Origin of the sequence: Aneurinibacillus uraniidurans (assembly GCF_028471905.1) — a bacterium.
Taxonomy (GTDB): Bacteria; Bacillota; Bacilli; order Aneurinibacillales; family Aneurinibacillaceae; genus Aneurinibacillus; species Aneurinibacillus uraniidurans.
The window spans coordinates 181,083-193,125 of the sequence record NZ_CP116902.1 but is presented as its reverse complement, the minus strand read 5'-3'; the positions used below and the strand labels follow the sequence as shown (position 1 = coordinate 193,125).

The 12,043-nt window shown below is 47.1% G+C and carries 8 protein-coding genes; all 8 read right to left on the bottom strand.

Going from position 1 to position 12,043, the window contains the following annotated elements; translation table 11 throughout:
- Positions 1 to 149: 149 nt before the first annotated feature.
- The 8 genes from icmF to PO771_RS00930 all read right to left on the bottom strand — a co-directional run bounded on the left by icmF (position 150) and on the right by PO771_RS00930 (position 11,977).
- On the bottom strand, positions 150 to 3,404 hold the full coding sequence (gene icmF, locus PO771_RS00965) for a fused isobutyryl-CoA mutase/GTPase IcmF (protein WP_272561455.1): 3,255 nt from the start codon (positions 3,402 to 3,404) through the stop codon (positions 150 to 152).
- Between the two features lie 96 nt (positions 3,405 to 3,500).
- The gene (locus PO771_RS00960; RefSeq protein ID WP_272561454.1) at positions 3,501 to 4,127 is read right to left on the bottom strand and encodes a TetR/AcrR family transcriptional regulator; all 627 of its coding nucleotides are present in this window, start codon (positions 4,125 to 4,127) and stop codon (positions 3,501 to 3,503) included.
- A gap of 139 nt (positions 4,128 to 4,266) precedes the next feature.
- Positions 4,267 to 5,211: a methylmalonyl Co-A mutase-associated GTPase MeaB gene (gene meaB / locus PO771_RS00955; protein ID WP_272561453.1), complete on the bottom strand. Its 945-nt coding sequence runs from the start codon at positions 5,209 to 5,211 to the stop codon at positions 4,267 to 4,269.
- Positions 5,212 to 5,223: 12 nt separating this feature from the next.
- Entirely contained in the window at positions 5,224 to 6,366 is a 1,143-nt protein-coding gene (locus tag PO771_RS00950; RefSeq protein WP_272561452.1) for an acyl-CoA dehydrogenase, read from the bottom strand.
- A gap of 25 nt (positions 6,367 to 6,391) precedes the next feature.
- Positions 6,392 to 7,534 carry an acyl-CoA dehydrogenase gene (locus PO771_RS00945; RefSeq protein ID WP_272561451.1) on the bottom strand — a complete coding sequence of 381 codons (1,143 nt, stop codon included), beginning with the start codon at positions 7,532 to 7,534 and terminating at the stop codon, positions 6,392 to 6,394.
- A gap of 71 nt (positions 7,535 to 7,605) precedes the next feature.
- Positions 7,606 to 8,457 (bottom strand): 3-hydroxybutyryl-CoA dehydrogenase, encoded by an 852-nt coding sequence (locus PO771_RS00940; protein ID WP_272561450.1) that lies wholly within the window; start codon positions 8,455 to 8,457, stop codon positions 7,606 to 7,608.
- A gap of 47 nt (positions 8,458 to 8,504) precedes the next feature.
- The gene (locus tag PO771_RS00935) at positions 8,505 to 9,689 is read right to left on the bottom strand and encodes an acetyl-CoA C-acetyltransferase (RefSeq protein WP_272561449.1); all 1,185 of its coding nucleotides are present in this window, start codon (positions 9,687 to 9,689) and stop codon (positions 8,505 to 8,507) included.
- 161 nt (positions 9,690 to 9,850) lie between these two features.
- Positions 9,851 to 11,977, bottom strand: a complete 2,127-nt coding sequence (locus PO771_RS00930) for a (Fe-S)-binding protein (RefSeq protein ID WP_272561448.1) — start codon at positions 11,975 to 11,977, stop codon at positions 9,851 to 9,853.
- Positions 11,978 to 12,043 lie beyond the last annotated feature (66 nt).

Below are 12,043 nucleotides of genomic sequence, written 5' to 3'. Positions count from 1 at the left end.
GAGTTGGCAGATGCGCCAACAGGGCTGTCATTGTCTCCATCATTGCGCTACCCAGATGTTTGACAGACCAGCGCAGCTGTCAACGGAGCGGACAGTTGATTCTTCCCTGCCAGAAAAGACATGCACAGCTTTTCCACTCACCACATCAATCACATGTTGCGACGGTATTGGCCGCCTACTTCGTAAAGCGCACCTGTAATCTGTCCCAGACTCGCTACCTTCACCGTCTCCATCAGCTCGGCAAAAATATTGCCGTTGCTGTACGCCACTTCCTTCAAGCGAGCAAGTGCAGTTGAAGCCGCATCTTTATGTCTCTCCTGGAAGGCACGCAGATTGGTGATTTGCTGTTGCTTCTCTTCCTCTGTGGAACGCGCCAGCTCAATCTCGTAATCTTCTTCTGTTGAATTCGGATTGAGGAACGTATTCACACCGATAATTGGCAGGTCACCGTTGTGCTTGAGTGTCTCATAGTAAAGAGACTCCTCTTGAATCTTGCTGCGCTGATATTGTGTTTCCATCGCACCAAGTACGCCACCACGGTCGCTAATACGCTGGAATTCAGTCAGAACGGCTTCCTCTACGAGATCGGTCAACTCTTCCAGAATGAACGAGCCCTGCAGCGAGTTTTCATTCTTCGCCAGACCAAGTTCTTTCGTGATAATCATTTGAATTGCCATCGCACGACGCACCGAGTTCTCCGTTGGTGTTGTAATCGCCTCGTCATACGCATTCGTATGAAGCGAGTTGCAGTTATCATAGATTGCCATGAGTGCTTGTAATGTCGTACGAATGTCATTGAAGTCCATTTCCTGTGCGTGCAGGGAACGTCCGGACGTCTGGATATGATATTTTAGCTTCTGGCTTCGCTCATTGCCGCTGTATTTATTCTTAATCACCGTTGACCAGATGCGACGCGCCACACGACCGAGCACCGAGTACTCTGGATCAAGACCGTTGCTAAAGAAGAATGACAGGTTCGGCGCAAAGTCATCGATGTTCATGCCACGGCTCAAGTAATATTCGACATACGTAAATCCATTTGCCAGCGTGAATGCCAGCTGGGAAATCGGGTTCGCACCTGCTTCAGCAATATGATAGCCGGAAATACTAACCGAGTAGTAATTACGAACATAATTTTTAATAAAGTATTCCTGAATATCCCCCATCATCTTCAACGCGAATTCCGTTGAGAAGATGCACGTATTCTGGCCCTGATCTTCTTTCAAAATATCAGCCTGTACCGTACCGCGTACGTTACGCAGCGTATCTGCTTTAATTTTCGCCATTTCATCCGCATTTGGCTCGTGACCATTCGCTTCTACGAACAGCTTTACTTGCTGCTCGATCGCGGTGTTCATATACATCGCTAGAATGATTGGAGCCGGTCCATTAATCGTCATAGATACGGAAGTAGATGGATGGCAGAGATCGAAGCCGTCATACAGCTTTTTCATATCATCGAGCGTACAGATGCTTACGCCGCTCGTACCAATTTTACCGTAGATGTCTGGACGATAATCCGGGTCTTCCCCGTACAACGTTACGCTGTCGAATGCCGTACTGAGGCGCTTCGCAGTGTCGTCTTTGGACAGGTAGTGGAAGCGACGGTTCGTACGCTCTGGCGTACCTTCGCCTGCGAACTGACGCTTCGGATCTTCCCCATCACGCTTGAACGGGAATACACCCGCTGTGTACGGGAAGTAGCCTGGCAGATTCTCGCTCATGACCCAACGAACGATTTCACCCCAGTCTTCAAACTTCGGCAGTGCCACTTTCGAGATACGTGTGCCAGACAACGATGTGGTGTACAGCTGTGTACGGATTTCTTTATCCCGAACTTTTGTAACTAACTCATCTTGCTGATACGCTTCTTTAATGCTATTCCAGTTCTCCAGAATTTTTTTCGTTTCTGGATGGATTTTCTCTTCATAGTGTGCAATGCACGCATCAAGCTGCTTCAACAGTTCGCCTGCCATCTCACCTGTCTGCTTCGCAAACTCTTCTTTTGTCCCTTTCAACTGATACAGCTTGCGAGCAATCTGCACCTGTTGTTCGGTAAATTTTTTATAATCACGCGTTGTATTTGCGATTTCCGCCAAATAATGAATGCGGTCAGACGGAATGATATAGTTCTTCTTCGATTTTTGATCACCAGAAATATCGATCGTTGTCGGCCATTCTGTTGCCGTTTTCTCGCCTACAATTCGCATCAGATTCACAAACAGTACATTGGTACCCGGATCGTTGAACTGGCTTGCAATTGTGCCATATACCGGTACATCAGCGTCGCTCATCTCAAACAGATTACGGCTGCGTTTCCACTGCTTTTTCACATCGCGCAGTGCATCTTCTGAACCGCGTCGCTCAAACTTGTTAATGGCAATAACATTGGCATAATCAATCATGTCAATTTTCTCAAGCTGAGTCGGTGCACCGAATTCGCTTGTCATTACATACATCGCCAGGTCGCAAACTTTTGTGATATTAGCATCGCCCTGACCGATACCGGACGTTTCTACGATAATAAAATCATAGCCTGCCGCTTTTACGATGTTAATCGCATCATCAATTGCCTGGCTCAGCTCGCTGTGCGAATTACGAGTCGCAAGAGAACGCATGTATACACGTGGTGAGTTAATTGCATTCATGCGAATCCGGTCGCCGAGCAGTGCTCCACCCGTTTTTTGTTTAGATGGATCAACTGAAAGAATCGCGATTGTCTTATCCGGGAACTGCTCAATATAACGGCGAACAAGTTCATCTGTAAGCGAGCTCTTACCCGCACCACCTGTACCTGTAATGCCGAGAACCGGTACAGTTGCCGTCATCTCTTGTACTTTCTCAAGCGTAGCTGCTACCTCTTTATCCTTCTGCTCTACATTTTCTTCTGCCAATGTGATCAGGCGGCCGATCGCGTTCCAACTTTTGTTTTTTAAATTTTCGATCTCTTTTTCAACTTCTTTAGGCGTCGGATAATCCGTCTGCTCAATCATAGAGTTGATCATCCCTTGAAGCCCCAATGTACGCCCATCATCCGGTGAGAAAATGCGTGCAACGCCATATTCATGTAATTCACGAATTTCGGCAGGAACGATAACGCCACCACCGCCACCGAACACTTTAATATGAGAAGCATTCTTTTCCTTCAACAAATCAACAATGTACTTAAAGTACTCGACGTGACCACCCTGATAGGAGCTAATCGCAATCCCCTGCGCATCTTCTTGAATTGCAGCGTTTACAATCTCCTCTACAGAACGGTTGTGACCAAGATGAATGACTTCCACACCGCCTGCCTGCAGAATGCGACGCATGATATTAATTGAAGCATCGTGTCCATCAAACAAGCTGGCAGCGGTTACAAAACGAACGTTGTGTTTCGGACGGTAAATGGTCGTTTCCATATTCAAGTTCCTCCCCATTTTCGGAAAATGATCAGAAAAAGCAGATAGAGGAGAAAACGATCGTCTATTTCCTCTATCCTTTCATACAAGAGACTCCTACTTCCCTGTCAAGTCACGCAAAATCAATGATGTCTGAATTTCTGTATATTGCTCAAGTGTATAATTCTTCCGTAGACTCCAGCGACGGAAGGTCCACATCTCACCAAGCACGACGATATTGTGCGCCATCAGCTTGATCAGTGTTTCCTCAATATTCAATGATCCATCCTTACGCCCACGGTGTAGAATCTCTTCAAAAAAGCTCGTAATTTCTTCTTCCTTCTCCATGACGTATTTCATCGTATCTCTCGGAAGTGATTTGATCTCTTGATAAATTAGTAAAACGCGATCCTGCATCTCATCCATTACACGTAAGAACCCTTCAATGGCTGCCTTCAGCATCACAGCTCCGCTCACACCATTCACCAGCACTTCTTTTAAGCCACGCTCCATGTTCTGATGAATCGCATCACACACAAGATACAATACATCCTCTTTCGATTCGATGTACTCATATAATGTTCCGATACTGAATCCGGATGCCCGTGAGATTTCTCTCGTTGTTGTCTTATGAAACCCTTTCGAGATAAATAGTTCAACAGCTGCCTCCACGATTTGTTCCCGGCGCTTCTCTATTAACTTTGGGTCTTTAACCATTGAGGGAATTGCTTTTTTCCTCTCCATTCTCAACTCATCGCCCCTTCTCTTCACCCTCGACTGAGCGTATGCTCAGAGTGCGAGGAAAAAGAAAAGGCTCACCGGCCTCTTCTTTTCTTTTTATTATACGCAGGCAAGAAAGTCCTCCGCAACAAAATTCAGCTCATTACTTTTCGCGAACGAGTGATTGAAATAACTTCCCTGCCACTTCGTATGGATCGACTTCTCGATTCGAAACTTTCGCCATACTTTCAGCATATGCATCACTACGCAGCTGTTGCATAACGATCTGATGCATGTCATATTCTACGATCTCCATAACTTCCTCACGCAAATGAGAAGCTCGGCGTGTCTGCCACTCTCCACTTTGCTTAGAATATTCCTGATGATCGATGAATGCCTGCCATGCCTCATCAATCCCCTTATTCTGAAGCGAGATCGTCTTGACAATCGGCGGACGCCATGGCGCATCGTGTTTGACGAGATCTAACATCTGCTCCACCTCGCGCATGAGCTTATCCGTTCCCGCAAGATCAGCTTTATTCAGAATAAATAGGTCGGCGATTTCCATAATTCCAGCTTTGAATGCCTGAATGGTATCGCCACCGCCTGGATTGAGCACGACGGCTGTCGTATCGGCAATGTTCATAATATCAAGCTCAGATTGGCCAACGCCAACTGTCTCAATAATAATCACATCTTTGCCGTACGCATCAAGAATGCGTACCGCTTCTTTGGTAGAACGAGCAAGGCCACCTAGGCTGCCTCGTGTTCCCATACTGCGGATGAATACGCCCTCGTCGAGGAAGTGATCCTGCATGCGAATTCGGTCGCCGAGAATCGCACCCCCAGTAAAAGGGCTAGTCGGGTCCACAGCAACAATGCCGACTGTCAGACCTTTTTTACGAAGATAGCCAATCAACTTGTCAACGAATGAGCTTTTACCCGCTCCCGGTGAGCCAGTGATGCCGACAAGAAATGCATTTCCGGTGTGGGGGAAAAGTTCCTGCAACACCTGCGTTTTATCTGGATGATTACTTTCTACATACGAGATCGCCCGGGCAGCCGCCCGGCGATCTCCATGCAAGATGCGTTCTACTAACTCATGCACAACGGTCACTTCCTAGTCTTTAAGCAGGTAATTTGAAATGACGAGACGCTGGATTTCGTTTGTTCCTTCGTAAATCTGTGTAATTTTGGCATCGCGCATAAAGCGTTCAACCGGATATTCACGTGTATAGCCGTAACCGCCGAATACTTGTACTGCATCAGTTGTTACTTCCATTGCAATATCACCTGCGAACAGCTTCGCCATCGCAGACGCCTTACCATATGGGAGTTTCTGATCTTCCAGTACAGCTGCCTGGTATGTTAGAAGACGTGCTGCTTCTACTTTTGTCGCCATATCAGCCAGCTTGAATGCAATACCTTGTTGCGCTGCAATCGGCTTGCCAAACTGTACACGCTCTTTCGCATATGCAGTAGCATGTGTCAGAGCGCCGTCTGCAATACCTACCGCCTGTGCAGCGATACCATTACGTCCGCCATCAAGCGTCATCATTGCGATTTTAAATCCTTCGCCTTCTTTGCCGAGAACGTTCTCAGCTGGTACACGGCAATCTTCGAAGATGATTTCAGTTGTTGCAGAAGAACGAATACCGAGCTTTTTCTCTTTTTTGCCGACTTTAAAGCCCGGCATATCGCTTGTTACGATGAAAGCGGTTTGTCCTTTATGTTTCAACTCTGGAGTTGTCGCTGCAAATACAACATAGATGTCAGCAAGTCCACCGTTTGTGATAAAAATTTTGGAGCCGTTCAGGATGTAGTCATCGCCATCACGTTTCGCAATGGTTTTCATGCCAGCTGCATCGGAACCAGAACCTGGCTCTGTCAGGCAGTATGCACCCATGCTACGGCCTTCTGCGAGCGCACGAAGATATTTCTGCTTCTGCTCTTCGTTACCGAACTTATAGATCGGCCAGCCTGCTAATGACGTATGAGCAGACAGGGTAACCCCTACAGAGGAATCTACACGAGATAACTCTTCTACTGCGATCACATAGCTCAGATAATCGAAGCCTGCACCGCCGTACTCTTCCGGCCACGGAATACCTGTCAGGCCGAGTTCTGCCATCTTGTGGAATACTTCCATATCAAAATGTTCTTCTTCATCACGTTCGCCCGCTTTTTCAGCTAGTTCATTCTCAGCGAAATCACGTACCATTTGACGCAGCATTTTGTGTTCTTCAGACAGTTGAAAGTCCATTTCTCTCCACTCCTATTTCTTCAAATTATTTGTTTAGTAAGTGCTTTGAAATTACAAGACGCTGAATCTGGTTGGTTCCTTCGTAAATCTGTGTAACTTTGGCATCTCGGAACAGACGCTCTACCGGATACTCACGCGTATACCCATATCCGCCGAATACCTGAATCGCTTCTGTGGTTACTTTCATAGCCGTGTCAGTTGCGAATTTCTTCGCCATTGATGCTTCTAACCCACATTTCACGCCTGCATTACGCAGCGCTGCCGCACGGTATACAAGCATACGAGCCGCTTCTGTCTGTGTTGCCATATCTGCAAGCTTGAAGCCAATTCCCTGCTGTGCTGCAATCGGTTTGCCGAACTGAACACGCTCTTTCGCATACGCAATCGCATGCTCAAGCGCACCTTCCGCAATCCCAAGACCCTGCGCCGCAATCCCGATTCGACCAACATCAAGGTTCGCCATCGCGATGGTAAAGCCCATGCCCTCTTCGCCGAGTAGATTTGCTGCTGGCACTTCCGCATTATCGAAAATGAGTTCGGTTGTACTTGAACCGTGCAGACCCATTTTCTTTTCCTTTTTGCCTACAGTAAACCCTGGTGTATCTTTTTCTACAATGAAAGCTGAAATCCCTTTTGGTCCTTTGGATGAATCTGTAACCGCAAATACGATATACGTACTTGCCGCGCCACCATTCGTGATGAAAATCTTGGAGCCGTTCAAAATATATTTATCGCCCTGCTTCACAGCTGTTGTACGCATACTTGCCGCATCAGAACCTGCACTCGGCTCTGTTAACGCAAACGCACCGATATATTCCCCTGTTGCAAGCTTCGGTACATACTTCTTCTTCTGCTCTTCATTCCCGAAGTACAAAATCGGGTTCGTTCCAACTGAAGTGTGCACAGAGAGAATTACCCCTACTGTCGGGCTTACTTTAGAAATTTCATTGATGGCAATGATATACGAGATGAAATCCGCTTCTGAACCGCCATATGCTTCTGGAATCGGAATCCCCATCAGACCGTATTCTCCCATTTTACGAATGATCTCATATGGGAATTCATCAGTCTCTTCCATTTTTTCGATCTGCGGTGCAATCTCTTCACGTGCAAAGTCGCGCACCATTTTGCGCATCATATCCTGCTCTTCTGTCAATTGTAAATGCATGGTTTATCCTCCTTGGATCGATCTGTCTGCTCTAGCTGAAACAGCACCTGCCATGTGCCTATTAGATATATCTATTCGTACACGTAGAAGCCACGGCCTGATTTACGTCCGAGCCAGCCTGCTTTCACATATTTGCGCAGAAGCGGACATGGACGGTATTTGGAATCACCCAGGCCTTCATGCAGCACTTCCATGATATAGAGGCACGTGTCAAGTCCAATAAAGTCAGCGAGTGTCAGTGGACCCATCGGATGGTTCATGCCCATTTTCATTACATCATCAATCGCTTCCGGCGTTGCTACACCTTCGTATACACAGTAGATTGCTTCATTGATCATCGGAAGCAGAACGCGGTTGGATACAAACCCAGGGAAGTCATTTACTTCTACTGCTGTTTTGTTCATTTTCTCGGATAATTCCGCTACGATTTTGTATGTCTCATCTGAGGTAGCCAGACCGCGGATTACTTCGATCAGCTTCATAACCGGAACTGGATTCATAAAGTGCATGCCGATCACTTGCTCTGGACGTTTCGTTACCGCTGCAATTTCAGTGATCGGAAGAGAAGATGTGTTACTTGCGAGAATCGCATGAGCCGGCGCAAGCTCATCAAGCTGTTTGAAGAGCTGTGTTTTGATCTCCATGTTTTCGATGATCGCTTCGACAACGAAATCTACATCTTTTGCGTTATTGATGTCTGTAGACGGCTTGATGCGGCCAAGGATCGCTTGTTTCTCTTCTTCTGTCTTGCGTCCTTTTTCCACATCGCGTGTCAGATTCTTTGTAATTACGCCAAGGCCACGGTTTACAAACTCATCTTTTACGTCATGAAGAATGACGTTCAAGCCTGCCTGCGCTGCTACTTGTGCAATGCCGCTTCCCATTTGACCTGCGCCTACAACCATAAATGTTTTTACTTCCATGGATTCTCCACTCCTTTTATATATCGTAAGGAAATAAAATTTCCCGCTTACGCCTTTGGAACTTCTACTAGAATCGCATCGCCCTGTGCCGCACCGGAGCAAATTGCTGCGATGCCCAGACCGCCGCCGCGACGACGCAGTTCATGGATGAGCGTCATCAAGATACGGGCGCCGCTTGCACCAATCGGATGACCGAATGCGATCGCTCCACCGTTGACATTCACTTTTTCCGGGTCCCAGCCTACGATTTTTCCGCTTGTGAGGACAACGGCTGCAAATGCTTCATTTACTTCAAACAGATCAATTTGATCAATGGTGTAGCCTGTTTTCTTAAGAAGTTTATTAATCGCAAGTCCTGGTGTAGTCGCAATATACGGTGCTTCTTGTCCAACAGCCGCATGACCGAGAATGGTCGCGAGTGGTTTTGCACCAAGCTCTTCTGCTTTCTCTTCGGACATGACAACGAGTGCACCTGCGCCATCGTTTACACCTGGTGCGTTACCTGCTGTGATGGAACCGTCTTTTGTAAAGACAGGAGGTAATTTTGCTAATTGTTCCATGCTCGTTTCACGCGGTGATTCGTCTGTATCAACAATTACTGGCTCACCTTTGCGCTGCGGTACTGGAACCGGCACGATCTCATCAGCAAACTTGCCTGCTTTCATCGCTTCCGCTGCACGCTGCTGGCTGCGAAGTGCCCACTCATCCTGTGCCTCGCGAGCAATCTCGAATTCAGCTGCTACATTGCTGCCATGTACAGCCATATGTTTGCCGTCGTATGCGTCTGTAAGACCGTCATTAAGCATCAAGTCAACTGCCTTGCCGTCACCCATACGCATGCCCCAGCGTGCATTCGGCAAAATGTACGGCGCATTGCTCATGCTTTCCATACCACCTGCCACAATAACGTCCGCGTCTCCTGCACGAATGATCTGGTCCGCAAGTGTTACGCTGCGCAAACCGGAAGCACATACTTTGTTAATCGTTTCTGTTTGTACTTCCCATGGCAATCCTGCCTTGCGAGCAGCCTGACGGGATGGAATCTGCTTGGCCCCGCCTTGTAAAACCATACCCATAATTAATTCATCCACTTGCTCCGGCTGAATACCTGCACGTTCAACTGCTTCCTTGATGACAATTCCACCTAAATCAACTGCTTGCAAAGAACTAAGGCTACCTCCGAACTTGCCGAATGGTGTGCGGGCTGCGCTGACGATTACAGACTTTTTCATACTTATTGCCCCTCTCGTTTTGTAACTCAAACTAAGGATTATCAAAATGAGCGATTGCTCGGTCAGTATAAGCTTTAAGAGAAGCCCGGCGACTTAGTAACCGCCGGGTATCCCTATTTGTTTTTATTTTATCAATATTCAACTAAATAAAAAAGATTAAATTATAAAGCTTTTTCTAAAATTTCTACAAGGTCAAGCGTCTGAACTTTCTCTTCCATTTCTTTTGCTTTTGTACCGTCAGACAGCATCGTCAGACAGTATGGGCATGCGCTTCCGATTGTGGTCGGATTCACAGCCAGAGCCTGTTCCGTACGTGCGATGTTTACACGTGTACCTTGATGCTCTTCCTGCCACATCATACCGCCACCTGCACCGCAGCACATGCTATCACAGCCGGAACGTTCCATCTCCACGATCTGTACACCCGGAATCGCAGACAGAATGTCACGCGGCGGATTGTACACTTCGTTGTAACGACCCAGGTAGCAAGAGTCATGGTACGTTACACGTTCGTTCACTTCATTCACCGGATTGAGTCGGCCTTCTTTCAGCCACTGTGCCAATACTTCTGTGTGATGATATACTTCCACACCCTCAAGACCGAAATCCGGATATTCATTTTTAATTGTATTGTAGGCATGCGGGTCCATCGTGATGATCTTCTTCACGCCGTACTTTTCAAAGTTTGCGATATTTTCCATCGCCAACTCTTGATACAGCATCTCGTTACCAAGACGGCGTGGTGTATCACCCGAGTTTTTCTCCTCATTGCCGAGAATCGCAAACTTGATACCAGCCTTGTGCATAACATGGATAAACGACTGAGTAATCTTGATCGAACGGTTATCAAATGATCCCATAGAACCAACAAAGAACAAGTAATCGAACTCGCCCGCTTCTTTTGCTGTTGGCACCAGATCTTCCATACCTTCGCGCCAATTGATGCGGTTCTTACGGTTAATGCCCCATGGGTTGCTCTGACGCTCGATGTTGCTCAATGCACGCTGCGCATCCGCTGGCATCTGCCCTTCTGTCATAACAAGATAGCGGCGCATGTCGACAATTTTCTCAACGTGTTCATTCGCTACCGGACACTGATCTTCACAGTTACGGCATGTCGTACAAGCCCACAATTCTTCTTCGGTAATGACATCACCAATCAAGTTCACATCGTAATCGATTTTGAGCGCAGATGAACCATCTGTCGCAACCGCTACTTCACCGCCTGCTACGTTTGCGGTAGCTGCCTGCATCGCCAGTTCGTTGCCCTTCATGTCTTTAAAGATACCCGCTGGCAACCATGGTGTACGTCCTGTGATCGCCGCTCCTTTGTCTGTCAGATGATCACGCATTTTCACGATGAGATCCATCGGAGACAACGTTTTACCTGTACCCGCCGCCGGGCACATACTTGTGCATCGACCGCACTCTACACACGCATACAGATCGATGAGCTGATTTTGTGTGAAATTCTCAATGCGGCCAACCCCAAACTCTTCCGCGCCTTCTTCTTCCAGTTTCTCGAAGTCAAGCGCTGTCAATTTACTCGGTGGGCGGGTCTTATCTTTCATCAGCCAGTTATACGGTGCAAACAGCAAGTGTGCGTGCTTGCCCTGCGGAATGTATACAAGGAAAGTCAAAAGCGTCAGCAAGTGAATCCACCAGAATACGTAGAATACAGCCCCTGCTGCTGTCGAACCGATTCCGCTCAACAGAACCGCAATGCTTGATGCAATCGGCTGTGTCGAATGGTACGCCACTTGATCCGGGTGCAACCAGATCATTTCTGTTGCTTCTGCAAATAGCGTACTGATCATTAACGTTGTAATCAGCCAAACAACAAGATTGGCTTTCCAGCCACGTTTTAAGCGCTTTAATTTTTCAACATTACGACGATACCATGCGTAGAAAATTGAAAGTAAGATCGCAACGACCACAATTTCCTGGAACAATAAAAAGTACGGATAAGCTGCCCCAAATGGAAGATGGGAACCTGGCTTAAGTCCCTTCCAGATCAAATCAATCGCTCCAAATTGAACTAGCAAGAATCCATAAAAAAGTACAAGATGCATCACGCCGCTTTTGGAATCTTTTAATAGTTTTCTCTGTCCAAAAACGTTAACCAGAAACTGATTTACTTTCTGGGAGGCGTCTTCGCGCAAATCGCCTGCACGGCCGAGCTTGATGTATGTGACTCGGCTGTATACAAGCTGGGCGAACAAATACACCGCATAGCCCGTTACCGCAAAGAATGCAAGCAAATTAAGCAGCGATAAAGCAGTATTCATCGTTTCTCATCTCCTTCTCGGTGTTGAAGCTTTCGAGGGATCGTCATCCGTAAATATGAATGACCA

Bases quoted from the DNA above. Each gene is read 5' to 3' on its own strand.
- icmF (WP_272561455.1), bottom strand. From the start codon at position 3,404: ATGGAAACGACCATTTACCGTCCGAAACACAACGTTCGTTTTGTAACC.
- PO771_RS00960 (WP_272561454.1), bottom strand. From the start codon at position 4,127: ATGGAGAGGAAAAAAGCAATTCCCTCAATGGTTAAAGACCCAAAGTTA.
- PO771_RS00950 (WP_272561452.1), bottom strand. From the start codon at position 6,366: ATGGACTTTCAACTGTCTGAAGAACACAAAATGCTGCGTCAAATGGTA.
- PO771_RS00945 (WP_272561451.1), bottom strand. From the start codon at position 7,534: ATGCATTTACAATTGACAGAAGAGCAGGATATGATGCGCAAAATGGTG.
- PO771_RS00940 (WP_272561450.1), bottom strand. From the start codon at position 8,457: ATGGAAGTAAAAACATTTATGGTTGTAGGCGCAGGTCAAATGGGAAGC.
- PO771_RS00935 (WP_272561449.1), bottom strand. From the start codon at position 9,689: ATGAAAAAGTCTGTAATCGTCAGCGCAGCCCGCACACCATTCGGCAAG.
- PO771_RS00930 (WP_272561448.1), bottom strand. From the start codon at position 11,977: ATGAATACTGCTTTATCGCTGCTTAATTTGCTTGCATTCTTTGCGGTA.